The sequence below is a fragment of the Armatimonadota bacterium genome (assembly GCA_028871815.1).
GTDB lineage: Bacteria > Armatimonadota > Chthonomonadetes > Chthonomonadales > Chthonomonadaceae > REEB205.
In genome coordinates this window covers 137,460-158,039 of sequence record JAGWMJ010000004.1, presented here as the reverse complement: position 1 = coordinate 158,039, position 20,580 = coordinate 137,460, and the positions used below count along the sequence as shown (strand labels likewise).

The window sequence follows — 20,580 nt, the reverse complement described above, 5'->3', positions numbered from 1 at the left end:
TGGCGCGGGCCCGTTGTTCGGCCGCGGCGCCTCAGGCTGACCCGCGACTAGAGCATGCCTTAGAACCTGCGCGCCTCGACAATCGCCACAAGCGCCGGCGGAACGCGAGGTCCCGCTCCATGCGGCGAGCGATTGCCTGGGCTGCCAGAGCACTCAGCGCCGGTCGCGGGCGAGAATTTCGTGTTGGAACGTCTCAGCGGTTCGGCCGGGAACGAGCGCTGTCAGGCCGCGTTCGCTTGGCATTGTAGCACGATACCGTGTCTACATCAACCTGCTGTCGCTGCAGCGGCAAATGCGGTATCCGCTTCATTTCTGCTTGAGCGCTGGATATCCTCGCTCGCTGCACCAGCAGCGCGCCGCCGGCCTCGGGCGTGGCGCAAGTGCCTCGCCGCGCTGATTGTGTCCAGTTCCCTGCCAAGTTTGGCGCGTTCTGAACCGGTTTAGATCGCGCCTGATGCGCCGCGCGCGTGAACGGCCACTGCCACTAACCCCCTTACAATCGGCGAAGGGCAGCGCCACGCGGCCGCAATTCCGGCTGGATTAGCGCAAGGTAGAATGGGCTGAATCGCGCGTTTCAGCGCCCGGAGGCGCCAACGGCTTCACAAAGGACGGCAAGGTTCTGGGTGCGGGCGGCGTACAGGCGGCTCTCGGCGCCGTAGCGGCGCTGCAGCGCAACGCGGTCAACCACCTTCGTAACTCCTCAGGATAAGAGGCTTCGCTCGGTCTATGTCCTCCCGGCCACGGATAAACAGCTGCAGAAGGCCCGGCGCATAGGTGCCAATGTTTCTGACATCGCGACCCTGTTCCGGTGGCACAGCGTACTTTTCAGGGTCCAGGTGGAGATGCAACAGGATCCTCTGCTGGGTAACGGAAAGCTCCGCGAAGTTCTTGATCCGTTTGAAGGCGATGTACATCTTCGCCTGGTTAACTCGGACGTCGTCCCCCAACGATAGGATATAGGCCTCTATCGTCAGATACAGTTCATGCATCGTCGGATGTTTGGCCCAGCAGGCGCTCCAGTCCGCGCTCCAATCGGACAGGCCGGACTTCGCGGGTCCGGTCTTGCCTTGCGAGTGCGTGGAGGTGACAGTAGAGTTCACGAGTTCCAACAGCAGCAAGTTGGGACCGAACCTGCGGTAGCGGATTAGCGCGATGTTACGGCCCATCTGATTGACGGCGTGCTCGTCATACTTCGTGAAGTCTCCGGCGATGCAGATAAGCCGAGGGCCGGTCCAATCTACGGCGTCTGCGGTTTCCTTGCCGTAACGATTTTGGACAAGCAGCGTGAAGTCGGCTTGGTGACCCATTAGCCAGTCCAAATAGAAGAGGCCCTGGTTGATCACGTTTTCGTTAAGAGAACGCTTGTATTCGAGGATCACCGGGCTCATGTTCTCGTCCAGGCCAAGCGTATCGATTCGTCCGGCGTGCTCCTTGCCAGTGGAGTGTTCGGTCGCGAGGAACCGCACTGCCAGGAGCGTCTCGAGGTTTTGCTCGATGAGCGTTTGAAGTGGCTTCTCAAGGTCGGAGGCTTCGCCCTTGATTTCGGCGGCTTGGTCGGCTGACAGTTGGAATAGCTTAAGGTCGCTCAAGCGGTACCCCTTTCTTGCCCGAGCTGGGCTTCACGACGGGCTTGGCCTCCAGGTCCCTCAGCTCGGCGCCGATCTCTTGTAGTGGGGCGAGGAAGCTTGTGCACGATAAGCAGACGGTTGAAGTTGATCTCGTAGCCTAACTTGGCCCGTTCGCGGTCCATCCGGCCGTCCGGAACGCATGGAGGCGACCGCGTCGACCAGCCCCGGAGTGTCAGCGTTAGCACCGCTCTGTTTGTCTTCGAGGATGGGCTCGCACTTCGCGTTAGTGAGCGCATGTCTCTGAAGCTCAAGATTCAGGTCTTGCGTTGCGACTCTCGCGTAACTGACTCGCATCGCCCCCCGGGAAAGAGAAGTTGACAGCGTCAGGCCGGTAAGGCTAGAAAGACTGTCCACAGTGTATAGAAACTCAGCGAGACTGTCAAGTCACTGGCCATAGATTAGTAGACGGCATATTGGACGCAAAAACTCGCCGCGCGCGTGAACGGCACACTGCCACTTACCCCCTTAAAATCGGCGAAGGGCAGCGCCAGGCGGCCGCAATTCCGGCTGGATCAGCGCAAGGTCGAATGGCCCGAACCGCGCGTTTCAGCGCCCGGAGGCGCCAACGGCTTCACAAAGGACGGCAAGGTTCTGGGCGCGGGCGGCGTACAGGCGGCTCTCGGCGCCGTAGCGGCGCTGCAGCCGTCTGAGTTCGGCATCGACGAGTTCGCGTACCGCGCCCTGCCCCTCCAGACGCACGAGTTCGCCCGCCAGGCGTGACAGCGCACTGGCCACCGCCGCATCATCCGGCGCGGCAGCCGCCCGGTGGATCGCAAGGCTGTGACGATACAGCCCGGCTGCCTCATCGTGGCGGCCCTGTGTGGAACGAAGCCTGCCAAGCAACATCATCGCGTCGGCAACATGCGGCGAATTCGCGCCCGATTGCGCTGCATATTGCCGTATGAGGCCGGTTATCCTGGCCTCGGCATCGCTCAAATCGGCATCGTCGACCATACCCGCCGCTTCCGGGTCGTCCAGCGGCCCGGAAACCTCAGCCACTTCGGTCGGAGGCTGGCTGGTGGTGTCCTCTCCTTGAATGCCGGGAGCGGCTGTGAACACCGGCGCGGGGTCGGGTTCGTGGCGTTCCGGTTGTCGCGTGGCAGCCGGCGGAGCCGGCTCCTCGGGAGTGGTCGCGGCGGGGGGATCCGGATTTGCGCGCGTCTCCTCGACCGGCGGCGCACCGGCGATTGCGGGATCGGCGCCATAGTCCGCTAATGGTCGCACGTACAGGGGCTCGGTGGCGTCGGGTTGGACCGCAGCCGGCTCGACTGCCTCTTCAGCGCTCTGGTTCACCGGCTGATCGGCAGTCTCTGCACTCCACGGATCCGGCGCCGCCGATTCCACGGCCGTTGAACCGCCGTCCGATTCGGTCGACGAAGCTGCGACCTCCTCCGGTTCCGGATCGTACAACGGCGCTGCAGGAGCGTAATCTGCGTGCTGCGACGGCGGCACGGCGGCGGTCACCTCCGGTGAAACGCGAAAGCCTGACGGCTCGGGAATGTCGAACGGCACGGCCGCCGGATCCGGCGCACCTACCTCATACAACAGCGGCGCAACCGCCGGTCGCTGCGCCGGCGCCGCAGGGGGCTGCGACGTAAAGTCCGCTGCGGCGGCCGTTGCCGGTGCATTAAGGCACTGATCGCGCATCGCCTCGATGGCGGCATCCAGCTCGATAGAGGGCGGCGCGCCGGCCAGCCGCCGATCGGCAAGCCGCAGCTCGCCGGCAGCCTGCACCAGATTCCCGGAATTGATCATGCACAGCGCAAGGTCGGCGCGGGCAGAGCGGAGTGTTGGGTGCCCCTCAGGCAGCAATCCGCCGAGCACATCAATTGCATGCTGGAGCGGTTCACATGCGCCGTCGAGTTCGCCACGCCGAACCTGGTGGTGCGCCACCATCGCGGTGGCCTCCGCCGTGGCGGGGTGCATTGGGCCGAGCAGACGCTCGCGGATCGCGAGTCCTGTCTGTGCCGCCACCAGCGCTTCGCGAGCTTCACCGCGCGCAACAGCCAGGGCCAGCCAGATGTTTGCCACTGCGGGATGCGAGGCATGCTCCGGGCTGCCGGCTTCGGCGGCAAGATGCTCAAGTTGGGAGACGGCTTCATCCTTCATGCTGCCCGCCGCCATCGCGCGCGCCAGCACGAGCTGGGCCAGCTTGATATCGGGATGCTGAGCCGGTAACTGTGCCTGCCGTATCTCCAGCGCGGCGGAAGCCGCTGCCTGCGCCTCCCCCGCACGGCCGGTGTCGAGCATCACTTCCGCCAGCGCCAACTGCGCCCCGGCGACGCTGGAGTGCTCGGCTCCTAACTGCTTCTGCCGAATGGCCAAGGCCTGACGCGCCAGCCGTTCCGCTTCTTGCCACTCGCCCATCCTGTGGTGGGCGCCGGAGAGGACGATGAGGCTCAGGGCGCGATCCACGTCATCGGGAGGCACCGCGCCACCGCGAAGCGCAAGGCTGCGCTCGGCCGTTTCCCGGGCGACTCGATAGTCGCCAAGATCGCCTTGAACCACGGCAAGGTTCGTGACGCAAGAGGCGAGCCGCGGATCTGTGACGCCATAGATCGACTCGCGAATCTGCAGCGCCTCGCGAACCAGCTTGTCCGCCTCGCCGTATTGGCCGAGGCTGTGCTGCAGCGCCCCGAGGTTGTTCAGGCTGGCGGCCGCCAACTCGCTCGCCGGGCCGGCGGCGCGCTGCCGGATTTCCAGGGCGTGCCGGAAGAACGGCTCGGCCGCGGAATAGAGGCCACGGGCGCGGTGCAGGCTGCCTATTGCGTTGTAGACCTTTGCGACTTCAAGGTGCTGCTCGCCCAGCGCCGACTCGCGAATCCGCAGCGCGCGCGTATAGGTCTGTAGAGCCTCTTCCCAGCTGCCCTGCCCGCGCAGGTAATCGGCCAGAGCCATCAGGGGCCAGGCCACATCGGCATGTTCGGGGCCGCGAATCCGCTCCATGTGCTCCAGAGCTTCGCGGAGGCCTGCTTCCGGACTGCGTTCCGAGCCGTTTGGTGTATAGGTAGTTTCAGATGACATGGGGCAATCGTGATAAGCTGTACTGTAGCCCGGCAGTATACCGGTGGTGTTGGCTGGCAACACGGCGGCGCGTGCACGGCGCCGGCGTCGTGGTGAAACAGGAGCCTGGCGCATGAGCAAGAGTGCCGACCGCGAAGTGGTGGTTGCCGCCGTCCAGATGGACGTGATCCAGGGGTTGCCTGCACGCAACAGCGCGGTGATGGCGGAGCGCCTGAGCGCCGCCGCGGAAAGCGGCGCGCGACTGGTAGTGTTTCCCGAGTGTGCACATAATGGTTACGTTTTTGGCGGGGCTGGAGAGGCGCGAGACGCGGCCGCGCCTCCTGGACACGGCTGGATGCGGCATCTGGAGGCGGCGTGCGCAGCTCACGACGTTTGGGTCGTGGCTGGGTTTCTCGAGCGTTTTGATGACCGGCTGCACAACTCCGCCGCGGTTATTGGGCCTTCCGGATTGCTGGGTATCTACCGTAAGACACATCTACCATTGCTAGGTGTAGACCGGTATGTGCACGCTGGCGAGGAGATTCCGGTATTCGATCTGCCGTTTTGCCGGCTTGGCGTGCTGATTTGCTACGACATCCGGTTTCCCGAAGCGTGCCGGACACTGGCGCTGAAGGGGGCCGACGTGCTGGCGGTGCCTACCAACTGGCACCAGGGCGCCGAGAGCGCCCCGGAGTTCCTGACCAGAACGCGCGCGTGGGAGAATCGCATCTGGGTTGTGGCATGCAACCGGGTGGGCACGGAGCGGGGCGTTCGGTTCATCGGCCGCAGCCAGATTGTGTCGCCGGCTGGCAGGGTTCTGGCAGAGGCCGGCGGTAACGAACCGGAAACGATCGCCGCAGCTATTGTGCCGGCTGAGGCCCGGTGCAAGCGACTGGTGGTGGCGCCCGGCGAATTCGAGATGGACCCGATCGGAGACCGGCGCCCGGAGATCTATACGGTGTGAGGCGTCTGGACGCTGATTTGCGTGCCGGTGTATGCGCGCCAGGGCGCCGGTTCGGCGGCCAGCGGCCGATTGGCCTCGTGCGGGACGAACTCCTGCAGGCGCAGCGGGCGGACCTGCAGAATGCGCAGGGTTACGCCTACGCCGCGGCGTTCGACAACGCCACGCGCCACAATAGCGGCCGCCGTGAGAAATGTGGCCGTACAGCTATCGATGGCTTTGCCCACACAAACCGTTTGAAGCAGGCCGAACTCATCTTCCAGCGTACTGAAGAGCACGGGAGCTCCACTTTTGGTTGGCGGACGGTGGGGCCGAATGTTGAGCCCGGCCACCGTAACCAGGGATCCGGCACGCTCCCGCATGGCGTCGGCAGTGGTCATAACGCCATGTGCCGCCAATGCCTCACGCATCCAGGCAAACACGTGGCACTCGGCGCACACACCCGTTAACCGCCAGGTCCACAAATAGGCATCCCACGGTGAAAAGGGCGCCACATCCTGTGCCAGCGGCGTCTCCATCATGGCCGGCATCACCAGTACGCTGCCGGTACTCGCAACGCGGCATTGCTGCGCCAGGGCCAGCGTCTCATCCAGCCGCCACAGCAGACCGCGCCGGTGCAGATGCAGCGCATCAAAAGCACCTGAAAGCACCAGGTTTTCGACCGCATCACGATGCAGCGGCGCGCGAACGGCAAAATCGAGCAGGCTTTGAAATCGTTCTGTTTGGCGCGCGGCCAGTATCACCGCGATGTCTGCCTCGCGCAGGCCGGACGCCAGACGCAGCCCCAGCCGGATGGTTTCCGCATCCGGCGCGGTGCAGCGATCATCGCTCTCGTTAATATCCAGCGGCAGAATGGTCACTCCCCGCCGGCGCGCCTCCGCCGCCAGGGAGTTGGCAGAATAGAACCCCATCGGCTGGTGACTCATCATGCCGGCGTACCAGGCCGCCACGTGATGGGCTGTAAGCCACGAGGTGCGCCAGGCGGTAATGGCAAACGAGGCCGCATGGCCTTCGGTAAAGCCATAACCACTCCACCCCTCCAGCATATCGAAGAGCAGATTCGCGCGCCGGGCATCGAAATCGGGATGGCGCCGGCACGAGTCACGCACGAAAGCCTCTCGCACCTCGTGCATGGTATTGTGGCGGGCGTGCTTTGCCAGGCTTTTGCGCACCCGGTCGGCATCGGCCTCACTGCAACCCGTCATGGCGGCTATAACCAGAATTGCCTGCTCCTGAAAGATGATGGTTCCGTAGGTTTTAGCCAGTATCGGAACGAGGCAGGGGTGCAAAAACTCGGCGCGCATCGAGCCGTTGCGGCAGGCCACAAAGCGCTGAACGGCATCACCACGCACCGGTCCCGGGCGAATGAGCGCCACGCTGGCCACCAGGTCTTCAAAGTGTTCCGGCTGAAGCGTAACGGCCAGACTGAGCTGCGCCGCCGATTCCAGTTGAAAGGCGCCCACTGCCGCGCCCGCTCGAAGCAGCTGATAGGTTGCGTCATCCCTGATGGGAATGCGGTTGTACCGGAATGCCGGGTCCTGCCGCTGCAGAGTGGCCTCCGCATCGCTCACGGCCGAAAGCGTGCGCAGGCTCAGCACATCCAGCTTGATAGCGCCCACGGCTTCGGCGTCGTCCTTGTCCAGCTCCCATATCTGCGTTACACCGCGCGCGCTGGGCCGCAGCGGAGCGATCTGGCTTAATGGCACTCGACTGATGACGATGCCGGAGGAGTGTGTGCCGATATGCCGCGGAAAATCGGCTATGCGCGCGCACAGCCGGAACAGCAGATCAAACCGGTTGCGCAGACCCGCATACTCTCGCAGCTCCGGCTGCTTTTCAAAGGCGGCATGCAACTCATCGGCATGAATAAAGCTGGATAGATGGCCGGAGAACCACTCCAGCGCCTGGGCCGGCAGGGCAAGCGCCTTGCCCATATCCCGCACGGCTGATTTGGAACGATACGTATGAAACGTGCAAACCGAGGCCACATTGGCCGCGCCGTAGGATTGGGTGATGTGCTGAAACACCTCATCGCGCCGATCCGATGGAAAATCGAGATCGATATCGGGCGTTTTGCCTTCTGTAAGAAATCGGGCGAAGGGCAGCCCGCGCGATATCACGTCCACATCCGTGAGCATCAGGCAGAAGGCAACGCAGCTGTCGGCGGCAGAACCGCGTCCGGTACATCGTATTCCCTGCCGCCGCGCCCAGAGCGCAACGCGCCACGCCATCAAAAAGTAGTCGGCATAACCCAGGTTTACGATGACGGCAAGCTCGTGTTCAATGCGCCTCTTTACGGCCGGCGTTACCGGACGGTAGCGTGCTTCCGCTCCGCGCCAGGTAAGAGAGCAGAGATAGGCTGCGGCATCGGCATAACCATGCGGCAGCGTGTAGCGCGGTGTAATCTCGTCACAATCCGGTAAAGCCGCTTCGCACCGCTCCGCAATGTACTGTGTGTTCTCTACGGCCTGCGGCATCGCGGAAAACCGGCGCTGCATCTCATCCGGCGAAAGCAGATACCGCTCGTTGTTCAGCGGCCGATCGGAGTGGTTCTGGGCGATGCTGACACCGGCCCCCACGCAGCGCAGCAGGTCGTGAACGGCAAAATCTTCCGGGGTGGCATAGTGCACGTTGTTGGTGGCCACCAGGCCGGCCCGTGCATCGTGCGCCGCCCCGGCAAGCTCGTTGTTAACACGGCTGGAATCGGGCGTAAAATCCTGCTGGAGCTCCACAAAAAAGTTCTGAGAGCCGAAGGCTCTCTGCAGGCCGCGGATGAGCGCCTGCGCTGCTGAAGAGTTGTGTGCGCAAACAACCTGCCACAACCGCCCCTTACGGCAGCCCGAAAGACAGAACAGGCCGGTTACATCCAGCATCGCCATATCGGCGCCACCGGTGGGCTGCAGACCCAGCGCCTGCCATGGCAGCGCCGGAGTCAGGCGCCCACCAAACTGGTAGGCAGCCGATAGAAGCCGGCACAAATTGCCGTAGCCGATGCGGTTCTGGGCCAGCAGCGTGAGGTGTGATTCATCCTCCATGGTGATTTCGGCCCCCAGAATGGGCCTGATGCCCCACGAAATACAGGTCTGCGTAAACTTGACGGCGGCAGATACGCTGTTGTGATCGGTCATCGCCAGCGCAGGCATGCCAAATCCGGCAGCGCGCCGTACCAGCGCATCAATATCGGAGGCGCCATCCAGAAAACTCCATGGCGTATGGTTGTGCAAAGATACCGGCATCAATCGGCAAGGGCTCCCAGCCGCCATCCCGAAGCCGCCTGCACCAGTTCAAGCATTCCCAGGGTATCGGTTTCCACACGATAGACACTCTGCTGCGCGGTGACGCCCTCCTGCCACTCCGTTTCGCGCCACATATTCTGAATATGCACAACCCGGCAGGGCCGGCCGCGCCGCCAGCAGCAGAGAGGCGCCCCCTGAGAATCGGTAGTTACCTGCACAGGTTCATCAAGGCGTCGGCCCAACGGCCCAACCCAGAGCCGGATGCGAAGCGGCGACGATATCTCACTCCCCGTCTGTATCGTTTTGCCGCCATACCGGCGCTTTAGCCGCTCCAGCGCAGCATCAAGGCGCGACTGGCGTTCGTGAGGCAGGCCAAACAGCACGCCGGCCGTATCCAGCAGCTCCAGCTGCACTCCCGAACCCGATCCCAGGCCGGCTGCCTGCAGCGTAACCCGGGCAACCGGCGCCTGCAGCGCCAGGCGCGCCAGAAGGCGCAGAGCCGCCTGATGCAGATCGACAGCGCTCTGCAGAGGGGCGTGCGGCTTTTCGGAAATCTGCAGCCTTGAACCATCCGCCAGTTCCACCTGCAGCGCGATGGTGCGGGCATAGTCACCACCACGCAGCAGCCCTGCCGATATGCCGGCAGCACACCGGGAAAGCGCCGCCCAAATAGTGGTGTCGTAAACCGCTTCATCATCAAACGCTACCGAACGCTCGATCACGCGCGGTGGCCACAAAGCCCGCACGGAATCGCCATCTTCTCCCATAGCAAGCCGTCGCAGCAACAAGCCGGGACCGGCAAACTGCCGCTGCAGTTCGCATACCGGCAGCTGCAGCAGGTCTCCCAGCGTGCGCACGCCCAAACGCTCCAGGCGGCGCACTGTGGCTTCCGGTATCTGCCGCACAGCCCCCAGCAACGTGGGCGCCAATACTTCCGCCTCGGTTCCGGGCAGCACCCGCTCCACTCGGCCAGGCTCCGCCTGCCGTGCAGACTGAGCCGCAGTCAGCTTGCTGGAGGCCAATGCGGCATACACCGGCGCGCCAACGATGCCGCCGGCCGACTCCACCAGCTTTTGCACGCGATGAGAAATCTGCCGCCCATCCAGAGCGGCAAAACAGCGCTCCGGCGTCTCCGGCTCTACATAAGAGCTCTCCACAGCCAGAAGATTCCAGATACCCGCAGCCGTCTCTTCATAAAGTTCACGCTGGTAAGCCGCAATCTGCAGATCCGGACACAATGCCCGTGCCCCCGAAGCCAAAATGCCCGGGCACACCCCAAACCGTTCAGCCTGCGGAGATACGGTCAGCAGCCGTCCCTCTGCATCGGCAAGCGCCACGGGAACACCACTCTCCAGCTTGCGCAGCCTCCGCTCGCAAGCAATACCTATCTGCGGTATATAGATGCATGCGATCATCATGGTGAAGTTCGGCCATCCCGACGGTTCAAACCAGTATACAAAAGTCTGCTTATTCTGTCAAGCATGTCGGAAAAACTACCAGACAAATAGTTACGACATCTTAACGGCGCCGCACCACCCACGCGCACCGGTGGTATACTTGCGCCAAACTCGCCACTTGGCAAAGCCCGATCAAGGAGCGTTATGACGGCAACGGCGCCCGCGGAAGCAGCCTGCAAACCGCACATCAACAGCCGCATCATCCCGGAGGCATTGCGTCCGATCGCTGGGAAGGCAGAAGCCGGAGAGCGCCTCACATTTGAAGATGGCGTTCTTCTGTACCAAACTCCGGATCTCTCCGCGGTAGGCGCAATCGCCAACTTTGTGCGAGAGCAGCGCCATGGCGACAGGGCCTACTACGTTCGCAACCAGCACATCAACTACACCAACATCTGCAACAAGTTCTGCAAGTTCTGCTCCTTCTACGCCAAAAAAGGCGGACCGGCCCCGTATCAGATGGATCTGGAGGAGGTGAAGCGCAAGCTCCTCATGCACGGGGATGTGCCGATTACCGAGGTCCACATGGTCGGCGGCATCAATCCCCGGCTGCCTTACACCTACTACCTGGACCTGCTCCGCACGGTGAAGGCAACCCGGCCCGGCGTTCACATCAAGGCGTTTACGGCCGTGGAGATCGCCGAGATTCAACGCGTGGCCGGCAAACCGCTGGACGAAGTCTTACACGAGTTAATGGAAGCGGGCCTCGATTCGCTGCCCGGCGGCGGCATCGAAATCCTGTCGGACCGGGTTCATCACGAACTGTTCGATAGAAAGCTGGATGGCGAGGAGTGGATCGGCATCGCCCGCGCCGCGGCCCGGGCGGGGCTTACGCAGTACGCCACCATGCTCTATGGCCACATCGAGACCGTGGAGGAGCGCGTGGACCACCTGGTCCAGATGCGCGCGCTGCAGGATGAGACCGGCCATTTCGTGACGATGACGCCGCTTTCGTTTCATCCCGAAGGGACGGAGTTGGCCGATACGCCCCATCCCACCGGCTATGACGACCTGCGCAACATCGCCGTGTCACGCCTGATGCTGGATAACTTTGAACACATCAAGTCGTTCTGGATCATGAACTCACCCCAGATCACGCAGCTGGCTCTGTGGTACGGCGCCGACGACGTGGACGGCACGGTCCACGAGTACGAGATCACCTACAAAGATGGTGAACAAGGCAACAAGACGCAGGTACTGACGCGCACGCAGATGGTAAAGCTGATCGAAGAGGCAGGACGCACACCGATCGAGCGCGACAGCCTGTATCACGAGGTTACCGAAAGCGCCTCAGGCAGCATGGCTGCCACCTACATTCCGCTGGCGCCGGCGCTCCACTAGGCCGGCCCGCCACATCCCCACCTTCGCTCACGATGTCACCAAGCAAGCCCCCTCCGGCTGCTGTTCTCCTCGCGGCTGGTAAGGGCGCGCGCTTCTGGCCGTATAACGAGGTGCGCAACAAGTGCGCCTTTCCGATTGCCAACGAGCCCGTAATCCGTCGCCTTTGCCGGCAGCTGGGCACGCTGGGCTTTGGCCAGATTGTCGTGGTGACGTCGGCCTCCGATTCCTCGATACGGGCCGCGCTGCGCAGACTGCCGGGCCTACAGCCGCGGCTTGTGACACAGGCGGAGCCGACGGGCACCGCCGACGCTGCCCTGTGCGGATTGGCCGCGCTTGATGGCGAGGTCACCGGCGCGCTGGTCATCTCCGGCGACCTCGTGGTCGCCGACCAGGACCTGGCTGCCACATGGGCGCGTTACCAGCTGACCGGGAACGCCACGGTGCTGGTCGAGCGGCTGAACGGCGCACCTACCGACTGGCTCTGCGCGGAGATCGATGGCGAAGGGGACGCGCTCCGGCTGACCTCAGTTGAAGGACACAGTCGCGATGCAGCGTGGCGCCTGGCCGGTGTGACCGCGCTTCCGCGGCGCCACTGGTCCCGGCTCGCCGAAGTTCCACCGGTGATGCGCCACGTTCCGGTCGGTGGTATGCCCCCAGCGGAGAGAGAGCTGGCCGAGGCGCTGGCCGTGCTGGCCGATGATGGGGATATGCCGGATGCAGTCGCCGCATCGCAAGGCCTCGTCGACATGGATAAGCCCTGGCACATCATGGAGGCAACGGCCGCCGTCCTGCGCGAGATGGCTGCCATTTGTAAGGAGAGCATCGACGCTACGGCGCGGATCGCAGCAGGCGCCGAGATATCCGGGCCGGTAGTCATTGGCCCCGGCGCGGAGATCGGCAACCGGGTCACACTGCAGGGCCCGGCCCGGATCGGGCCGGGCGCACGCGTAATCAATGGCGCCATCGTTGGCGCCGGGTGCGTCATCGGCGCCCGCTCGCGCGTGAGCGACTATTGCCTCTTGAGCGCGGGATCCGTGGTCGGTGAGGAGTGCATTGTCGGTCACGGCGCCGAGTTTGAGGGCGTTATGCTCTATCGCAGCTACCTGTACCACTACTGCGAAATCTACGGAGTGCTCGGCGAAGCGGTGGATATCGGCGCTGCCACCGTTTACGGCACGCTCCGGTTTGACGACGGACTCTCCACGCCGCGTATCGGCGGGCGCCGGGAGCATCCCCGTGACGGAGCGAACTGCACGTATATTGGCGACTATTCACGGACGGGAGTCAACGTCATCACCCAGCCGGGCGTACGGATTGGCTGCTACACCTGTGTAGGCGCGGGTGTGGTCGTCTACCGCGATATTCCGAGCCGCCAGCTTGTTCTGCTGAAACAGGAGACCGAGATGCGGCCGTGGGGGCCGGAGCGCTACGGTTGGTAAACAAGCCACGTGCTCTGCGGCAGGGCGACCGTATCGGCATTGTGGCGCCATCCGGGCCAATTGAGGATGCAGCGCTCCAGGTTGGCGTGGCCGCTCTGGAGGAGCGTGGATATGCCGTGGAGATTGGACCCCACGTCCTCGACCGCCATCCCGACTATGATTATCTGGCCGGTACCGACCCCGGACGCCTGGCCGATCTGCAGTGGGCGCTGGACCGAACGGATCTCGCCGGCATTTTCTGCGCACGCGGGGGTTATGGCGCGATGCGCATCGTGGAGAGCATCCATTGGCCGGAGCAGCGGGATCGCGCCAGGCTCTTTTTGGGCTACAGCGACATCACCACGCTGCACCTCGCATTCGCGCGGTTCGCCCGCCAGGTGACTCACTACGGCGTGATGCCGCCGAAGCTGACCGACCTGTCGGAACCGGCTCTCGATCATTGGTGGAGAATTGTGGAGGATCCGGCATACCGTCCGGTCCTCCCTCTCGACGGGGAGCATGCCGAGACGGTAACCGGAGGCGTGGCGGAGGGCCGCCTCGCCGGTGGGTGTCTCACCCTTCTTGCGCACGCCTGCGGCACGGCGTACCGGCCACGATGGCGGGGCTGCATCGTCGTACTGGAAGACGTGAGTGAAGCCATCTACGGCGTCGACCGATCGATGGCGCAGCTGAAGGCCTGTGGACTGCTGTCCGAAGCCGCCGGCTTTGTGGTGGGAACGGTGACGGCGTGGAGGCGGGCCGAGCAGACGGACTCATCCAACCAGTTGGAGCATGTCTGGCGCGATTACCTGGCGGACCTCGGCGTGCCGGTGATCACAGGGTTTCCCTGCGGCCACGAACCCAACGCATTGACCCTGCCTCTCGGCGCGGTGGCACGGCTGGATGCCGATGCCGGAACGCTGACTCTGACCGAGAGCGCGGTGGGCGCCTAGGCGGCGAGCCGCTCAACCGGCCGGGTTAGAGGTTCCGCACTCCGGGACCGCCATCAAGCCACGCGGCCCAACCGTTGTTCGGTTACCACGCGCGGGGCGTCAGTGCGAGTCCTGCCGACCGCCGGGCATGGGAAGCTGGGTTTCAGGCTCCGGACTGCCGCGATGGCACATATAGCAGGTGGCCTGGTGCCGCAGGATCTTCTCGTTTTTGTTCAGCCGCTCGGTCATCAGAATCATCGCGCGGGCTGTGACCTTCGGCTTTTTCGTATCCAGTTCGAAGCCGGAATGATTCGGGCCCTCCACGTGGCAGTAGTCACACCGAACACCAAGCGAGTCGCTCATCTTGCGCATCATCGGCAGGAGCTGACTGGCCGGAAGCTTGTTGAGTACCTTGATGTTCTTGAACACCTCGCCGGCCGTCTTCACCGGCGGCGGTGGCGTTTGACGGTGTTTGGGTCCTGGCGCGGCCAGCGCGGCCGCGGTCACCAGCGCGACAACCGAGATCGCCATAAAGATCGATGCCTGAACCGTGATTCTGCCGATAGACTTCATCGTGACTTTCCTGTGGAGTACTGCAAACTAATGGATGCTCACCCGAACCGTATCGCCGGCGTTGAGCTTGAGCGAAGGCGTGAACCGAATCTGCATGACGCCGCCGGCCACACGCGACGCATTTGCGGGAGCGGGATTACCGTTCAACAGCACGTGTACCTCTTCCTCCTGCGCCGCCTTGATTGCGACCGGCGCGGGTATCCGGAGCCGGGCCAGAACCAGGCGCTGCGCCGGACCTAATGTCGGCGGAGCGACCAGCCGATCCACCCGCAAAGAGAAGGACTCTCCATGGGCGTACGGGCGAAAACGCATCCAACCGGTGAGTGTTGGAAGAAAGATGGGTGCATTCAGTTCGCGCCATGAGCCGGGTATGGATGGAATGAGGTCAAGCTCGCCGGTGCTGAGGCGGATCCCCGCGCCCTCGAGCGCGGCGAGTACCGGCCAGAACAGTCCCACTTCCTGAACGTCGAAAGGCCCTCCCTCACTTTCCCAGGCGGAGGTATCGATCGCGTCCAGAACTTCGAGACCGCTCGTCACGCTGCCTGTGCGAATCGCCAGATCACCGCGGCAGATCACCGAATCTGCCATATCCCGACCTGGAGCGCTGCCCGCAGCGCCGGATGCCTGGGCTTGAGCAATCAGCGTGGACGGCGCCGGAGGCGGCAGCACTAACAGCCGGGCAGCCCAAACTCCGAGCAAGCCGGCCGACATGGACGATGGAGACTGGCTCTTCAGCCCGGCGGCGTACTGAACCATCAGATGCGCAGTTCGATTCAGCAGCGACTGAGCCATGGAGGTCTCGCCCGATTGTGCCAGCAGCCGGGCAAGCGCGCGCCAACCGGTGATCTGAATGCCGCACCCGGCCGTATCCGTGGGGCCGGCCGCGGTCAGCGCGGCCTCGGCCAGCGGACGGGCAGTGAGCTGCGCCAGGGTCCGATCGCCCGTACACCTCTGGTAGAGCGCTAGCCGGAGCGCCAGCAGCGCGATACGGGTGCTTCCTACCCCCGCCAGGTTTGCCGCATCGGTCGCCAACCGAAATGCCTCAAGCTGCGGAAACAGCGTAACAAGGGTGATAGATCTCGCCATTACGCCCGCCGGCGACGCGCCGTAAGCCGACGTTGCCGGCCGCCACGCAAATTCGCCGCCGCGCATGAGGCTTGTTTGCGTCACCATACCAGCCAGACTGTTGATCTCAGCGCGTATCAGCCATGGCGGAAGATCGCTGGTCATCAGCGCAAAATGCCACTCGTCCGTCAGAACGCGCAGGCTTCTCCAATCCTGCAGCAGATTGCGCGCGATATCTGTCGACGAGCTCGCCCAGTTTCCGTAGTATCTGCCGCCTAAAGTGGATGTCGCGTCGGATGCGAACCAGGTCACCGCAAATGGAATTCGTACTGTGGCGCCGGGCGCTACCGATGTGGAAACAGCAATCGCACCGCTGGACCCAATCTCTTGATCCTGAGGAAGGCGGCCGGTCTGCGCGAACGCGGCCCACCAGGACGGCGGTCCAGCTCCCGGTCGCCATCCGGTTCGCGTCACCACGCTGTCTGGACCAACAGCTGCTGAGGCCAGGGTCGTCTCGCCGAATCTGGGAGTTCCGCTTGAGATCCGAAGCCCGTACAGGTTGTCACGCACGGGCACGGTGGAGACCACCGGAGTCCCGGCAGTCCCACCTGGAGCCGGCATGCCCTGCCACGAGAGTAGTGCGGCTGCCGGCACGGCGTGCTGCGACGGATTCCGGAGAGTTATCACGACGATGGCGCCGGGCTCCGACGAGTCGCGCAGGTCGCCGGGAACAAACGGGGAGAAGGCCTCCCAGGAAACGTCCAGCGGTAAGCCGGCGCCGGATGGCGTGACGGTCGCTGTGGGAAACAGCCCCTTGAAGTCTATGCGCGGCGCGCACGGCAGCCCGCAGCCGTTATGGAGCGCCAGCACGCAGGCGCCGCTTCCGGCACGCACCGCTGCAAAACAGCCCGGCAGCGGCGTGGAGTCGCCGCCCCGCGAGAACTCGCCGTCGCTGAGGATGCGGACGGCGCCCGCGCCGATACCGCCGAGCGGCAAACCGACCTTCAGCTTCAGGTTGTGTATCACGCCGGCAGCACGGTCGCGGGCCGGCGAAAGGGCCTGGCTTCGAGCCGACGTCGGACCCGTGTGCACCAGCGCCAGCAGGGTCCATACCGCGGCTAACGAGGAGCTCAACGCGCCGAGTCCACATAGAGAATCGCCCATCTTCCGGCCGGCTCGAAGCCCAGCCTGTGGTAGATGCGACCTGCGGCTTCATTCTCATAAAACAGGCACGGAAGCTTGCCGCTGTCGATAATGTCTCGACTGATTGCACCCGTGCATGCCGTGGCGCAGCCGCGTCCGCGCGCTTCGGGCCGCGTATAGACACTGCCGATGACGCAGGCGCTGCGCCCTTCGGCATTCAGCATTGCAGCGCCTGCAATGCAGTTCCGCAAATGAAAGTCGTCCACCACAAACACGCGGCCGGTTGCGATGTGCGCATCAAGGTCGTGTGTGGATCGCGGCATCATCCGACTCGATGCATACAGGGCCGAAATGGCGTCCACGTCCTGCGCGACGGCTCGACGGGCTGCTGGTCCGGCCGGCGCTTGCACCGGCGCGGAGTGCAGCTCCAGGAACCAGCTGTCTTCCCAATGAGTCGGCCGATAGCGACGCAGTCGCGCCTTGACGGCCCCAAGCGTCTCCAGGCAACCTCTCAGCCCGGTAACAGCAGGTTGTTCATCGACAAAGGCTGCGATTGCGCCACCGCACTCGCCATCGCGATCGGCACAGACCACCGTCGTCCTCAATTGGATCAACACACCGAGGATCCGGCCCCCCGAGCCGTCCGGCACGCAATAGAACCGGACTGTGGGGCTTTCCAGACCGTACATATCCAAACCGGCTTCCATCGACCGGAACCGCGTGGGATCGGAGGCGAACAGACGCGACAGCGCAGGCAGGTCATCCGGCGACAGCTCGCGGACTGCCGAGTCTGTGAAGTTAGGGGTTAACCTCGCCATATTCCTGTGGCGCCACGGACTCACGCAGACGGGATCTATAGGCGCCTCGAAATCATTATACCGGTGCAGATCGCAGCACGCCGGCGGAGGAGGGTTTTGACAAACACGGCCTGGTATGCTTTACTCCAGCATGCCGCCGCACGCTCGTCCAACTTTGCATTTCCGCGATGGCGCTTGCCTCGTAACGGCGGATGGCATCCAGGTTGCGTCCTATCGGGTTGGTGGGGCCGAAGCACCCGCGCTGATGTTCGCTGCCGCGCCCGAAACCGCGCCGCTGCTCGGCTCCCGGCTTGGTCCCGGCTGCGCATTCGAGGTCAGCGGTTGCGCCGGTGAGGCGGAACTCACGGAACTGCTGGGCCGGCGGGGCAGCGTATCGTGTGGCCTCAAGCTGAGCCTCCAATGGCGACGGCACGGCAGCATTCTGGCCCGCGAGGAGCGGACCGTGCGCTTCGAGATGGTCTCGGAGTACTCGCTCGCGATCGATACGCTGGTACAGATTTGGGATTTGCAAGATGCAGCCGTTGCTTGCAGGACGAAGCTGAGCGCCGCCATGTTCGGCTGGTTCACAGGCCCGCTGCTGGAATCGCCTGCGGCGGTGATACAGGCGCCGGATGGCGACCATGATCCGCCGGCGGAGTTCAACGTGAAGTCGTCCTGGATTGCTGCCACGGGCGCGCCGGGCGGTCAACCTGCCACGATTCTTCTCACAACAGGTCTGCCGGGTGGTGAGGCCGCGCCGCGCTGGAGCGTTTCACCGGATGGTGGGTTCCGCGCCGATCTGGAACCCGTGGGCGAAAGCCACGGCAGCGCACCCTGCGAGTGGTTCAGCCGAATCGTGCTGCACAACGGCGCCGTTAACCGTGCCTGGTGTGAGCGTGAAGCCAAACGATCGCGGGAGGCTCTTGCCGAATCGTTTGCGGGGATTGCGCTGTGACGGTGGTTTCCGCACAGCCTACGCAGGACGAATCACCGGCCCAACCGCCGCTACTGCAGGTCGCAGGGCTCTGCACCGACTTCCATTCACCGGGCGGCGTGGTGCACGCCGTCCGCGACGTCTCCTTTCAACTGGAGCGGGGGCAGATCCTCGGAATCGTCGGCGAATCCGGCTCCGGGAAGAGTGCGACGGCTCTCTCTTTGATGGGGTTGATCCCGTCACCGCCAGGAGTTGTGACAGCGGGCTCTATCCGGCTCGACGGGCAGGAGCTGCTGCAGCTTGGGCGGCGCGCGTGGCAGGCGGTGCGCGGAGCTCGAATGGCGATGGTGTTTCAGGACCCCTTTTCCTCGCTGAACCCCACGATGACACTCGGCGCGCAGGTTGCGGAGCCGATTCTGCTGCACACCGGCGCAAGCCGCGAGGAGGCGCGCGAACGCGTGCTCAGGCTGTTCCACCGCGTTCGCATCGCGTCACCGGAGGTACAGTACAACCAGTATCCGCATCAGGTATCGGGGGGCCAGCGGCAGCGGGTTATGATTGCCATGGCATTTTCGTGTTCACCCGAGCTACTGATTGCTGACGAGCCGACAACCGCGCTCGATGTCACGGTTCAGGCACAGGTGCTGAGCCTGATGGCCGAACTTCAACAGGAATCGGGTACCGGCATTCTCCTGATCACACATGACCTGGGTGTGGTGGCAGAAATCTGCGACCGAGTGCTGGTGATGTATGCCGGCGAGATCGTGGAGAGCGGACCGGTCAATGAGATACTGTCGAATCCACGCCATCCATACACGCAGGGCCTGCTGCAGTCGCTTCCCAGCCTTCACGCGGGCGAGCGCACAAGCCTCCGCGGCATACCGGGCCAGCCGCCGGACCTTGCAAACCTGCCATCGGGGTGTCCGTTTCACCCCCGCTGCCCCCACGCTATACCGGGCAAGTGCAGCAACACGGCGCCTCCGTTGACCGGCAGTATCGACACGCACTCGTCCAGGTGCTGGCTGCAAGTTCAGGATGCCGATGGCTGAGCAACTTCGCGATACAAAGGCGGAGCCGGCCGTTGTGTTGAGCGTCCACGGGTTGGTGAAGAACTTTCGCGTGGTGCGGCGTGCGGGCTTGCGTGCACACACGGAGACCGTGCACGCCGTGGACGGAATAGAACTGGAAGTTCGTGCCGGAGAGACGCTTGGGCTGGCGGGCGAGAGCGGCTGCGGCAAAACCACGGCGGGGCGCGCCATCCTTCGTTTGGTGGAACCAACCGCCGGCGAAATCCGGCTGAACGACAGCGATTTGCGCATGGCCGGCGGCGCAGCGCTGCGCCGCATCCGGCGTGACGTCGGCATCGTGTTCCAGGACCCGTTTGCCGCATTCGATCCACGCGCCATGATCGGCGATATCGTGTCTGAGCCGCTGCGTGCGCACCGCATCTGCACCAATCGCAATGAGGCATGGCGCGCTGCCGGAGAGCTTCTTCAGCGCGTTGGCCTGCCGGCAGCCGTGGTCTCACGGTTTCCCCACGAGTTTTCGGGTGGGCAGCGGCAGCGCATCGGCATTGCTCGCGCTATCGCCACGCAGCCAAAGCTCATCATTCTCGACGAGCCGATCTCAGCACTCGACGTCTCAATTCGCGCTCAGATTCTCAACCTGCTGCAGGAACTTCAGGAGGAGCGCGGCATCGCGTATCTGTTCATCGCGCACGACCTTTCCGTTCTGCGCCACTTTTGCCACCGCATCGCCATTATGTATCTGGGTGTCATCGTGGAGCAGGGACCGGTATCCGCTGTTTTCCAGCGGCCGCTGCACCCTTACACCATGGCGCTCCTGGACGCGGCGCCCGAGCTGGACGCTACCCACCGCAAGAAGCGTGTGATCGCGGAAGGTGATGTGCCGTCGGCCCTCCAAATCCCATCGGGCTGTCGCTTCCGGACGCGATGCCCCATGGCTAAAGAGCGGTGCGCCATTGAAGCGCCAATCTTGAAGAGTTATGGCGACGCGCACCTCGCCGCCTGCCACTTCGCCGGGGAGTGGCCCAACAAATCGGATAGAGCCGGCGAGAACCGGCCGGAGGCCTAAC

Annotated in this window: 15 protein-coding genes; 7 read left to right on the top strand and 8 right to left on the bottom strand. The window is 63.9% G+C overall.

Features of this window, described 5'->3' with window-relative positions; all coding sequences use genetic code 11:
* Positions 1-680: 680 nt before the first annotated feature.
* The 3 genes from KGJ62_06705 to KGJ62_06695 all read right to left on the bottom strand — a co-directional run bounded on the left by KGJ62_06705 (position 681) and on the right by KGJ62_06695 (position 4,652).
* Entirely contained in the window at positions 681-1,589 is a 909-nt protein-coding gene (locus KGJ62_06705) for a DUF91 domain-containing protein (protein MDE2126261.1), read from the bottom strand.
* A 57-nt stretch (positions 1,590-1,646) separates the two neighbouring features.
* Positions 1,647-1,922, bottom strand: a complete 276-nt coding sequence (locus tag KGJ62_06700; protein MDE2126260.1) for a recombinase family protein — start codon at positions 1,920-1,922, stop codon at positions 1,647-1,649.
* A gap of 252 nt (positions 1,923-2,174) precedes the next feature.
* A complete protein-coding gene (locus KGJ62_06695) occupies positions 2,175-4,652 on the bottom strand; it encodes a tetratricopeptide repeat protein (protein ID MDE2126259.1) in 2,478 nt (825 codons plus the stop codon).
* Positions 4,653-4,764: 112 nt separating this feature from the next.
* On the opposite strand from KGJ62_06695, the gene KGJ62_06690 reads away from it, so the two are divergent.
* The gene (locus tag KGJ62_06690; GenBank protein ID MDE2126258.1) at positions 4,765-5,595 is read left to right on the top strand and encodes a carbon-nitrogen hydrolase family protein; all 831 of its coding nucleotides are present in this window, start codon (positions 4,765-4,767) and stop codon (positions 5,593-5,595) included.
* Here KGJ62_06690 and KGJ62_06685 read toward each other — a convergent pair.
* Together KGJ62_06685 and KGJ62_06680 are read right to left on the bottom strand one after the other, a co-directional pair.
* Positions 5,583-8,828 (bottom strand): DNA polymerase III subunit alpha, encoded by a 3,246-nt coding sequence (locus tag KGJ62_06685; protein ID MDE2126257.1) that lies wholly within the window; start codon positions 8,826-8,828, stop codon positions 5,583-5,585. The two genes, KGJ62_06690 and KGJ62_06685, sit on opposite strands and share 13 nt — an antisense overlap.
* The gene (locus KGJ62_06680) at positions 8,828-10,246 is read right to left on the bottom strand and encodes a hypothetical protein (protein ID MDE2126256.1); all 1,419 of its coding nucleotides are present in this window, start codon (positions 10,244-10,246) and stop codon (positions 8,828-8,830) included. Before KGJ62_06680 ends, KGJ62_06685 begins: the two co-directional genes overlap by 1 nt.
* Positions 10,247-10,429: 183 nt before the next feature.
* Between KGJ62_06680 and mqnE the strand changes: the two genes are divergently transcribed.
* Genes mqnE through KGJ62_06665 form a run of 3 tightly spaced genes read left to right on the top strand, consistent with a single transcriptional unit; the run spans position 10,430 to position 13,994 of the window.
* Positions 10,430-11,623 (top strand): aminofutalosine synthase MqnE, encoded by a 1,194-nt coding sequence (mqnE, locus tag KGJ62_06675; protein ID MDE2126255.1) that lies wholly within the window; start codon positions 10,430-10,432, stop codon positions 11,621-11,623.
* Between the two features lie 32 nt (positions 11,624-11,655).
* Positions 11,656-13,062, top strand: coding sequence for an NTP transferase domain-containing protein (locus KGJ62_06670; protein MDE2126254.1), 1,407 nt, complete (start codon positions 11,656-11,658; stop codon positions 13,060-13,062).
* Complete coding sequence (locus KGJ62_06665) at positions 13,056-13,994, top strand: LD-carboxypeptidase (GenBank protein ID MDE2126253.1); 939 nt, start codon at positions 13,056-13,058, stop codon at positions 13,992-13,994. The genes KGJ62_06670 and KGJ62_06665 overlap by 7 nt, the downstream gene beginning before the upstream one ends.
* A 99-nt stretch (positions 13,995-14,093) precedes the next feature.
* Here KGJ62_06665 and KGJ62_06660 read toward each other — a convergent pair whose 3' ends face one another.
* The 3 genes from KGJ62_06660 to KGJ62_06650 are packed head-to-tail and all read right to left on the bottom strand — an operon-like array spanning position 14,094 to position 17,572.
* Positions 14,094-14,546, bottom strand: a complete 453-nt coding sequence (locus tag KGJ62_06660) for a c-type cytochrome (GenBank protein MDE2126252.1) — start codon at positions 14,544-14,546, stop codon at positions 14,094-14,096.
* Positions 14,547-14,573: 27 nt separating this feature from the next.
* Positions 14,574-16,745: a hypothetical protein gene (locus KGJ62_06655; protein ID MDE2126251.1), complete on the bottom strand. Its 2,172-nt coding sequence runs from the start codon at positions 16,743-16,745 to the stop codon at positions 14,574-14,576.
* A complete protein-coding gene (locus KGJ62_06650; GenBank protein MDE2126250.1) occupies positions 16,742-17,572 on the bottom strand; it encodes a hypothetical protein in 831 nt (276 codons plus the stop codon). The genes KGJ62_06655 and KGJ62_06650 overlap by 4 nt, the downstream gene beginning before the upstream one ends.
* Positions 17,573-17,702: 130 nt before the next feature.
* On the opposite strand from KGJ62_06650, the gene KGJ62_06645 reads away from it, so the two are divergent.
* From KGJ62_06645 to KGJ62_06635, 3 genes are read left to right on the top strand one after another with little or no spacing between them, the layout of a single operon-like run.
* Positions 17,703-18,506: a hypothetical protein gene (locus KGJ62_06645; GenBank protein ID MDE2126249.1), complete on the top strand. Its 804-nt coding sequence runs from the start codon at positions 17,703-17,705 to the stop codon at positions 18,504-18,506.
* Positions 18,503-19,534, top strand: coding sequence for an ABC transporter ATP-binding protein (locus KGJ62_06640; protein ID MDE2126248.1), 1,032 nt, complete (start codon positions 18,503-18,505; stop codon positions 19,532-19,534). The genes KGJ62_06645 and KGJ62_06640 overlap by 4 nt, the downstream gene beginning before the upstream one ends.
* Positions 19,527-20,579 (top strand): ABC transporter ATP-binding protein, encoded by a 1,053-nt coding sequence (locus KGJ62_06635; protein ID MDE2126247.1) that lies wholly within the window; start codon positions 19,527-19,529, stop codon positions 20,577-20,579. Before KGJ62_06640 ends, KGJ62_06635 begins: the two co-directional genes overlap by 8 nt.
* The last annotated feature ends 1 nt before the right edge of the window (position 20,580 follow it).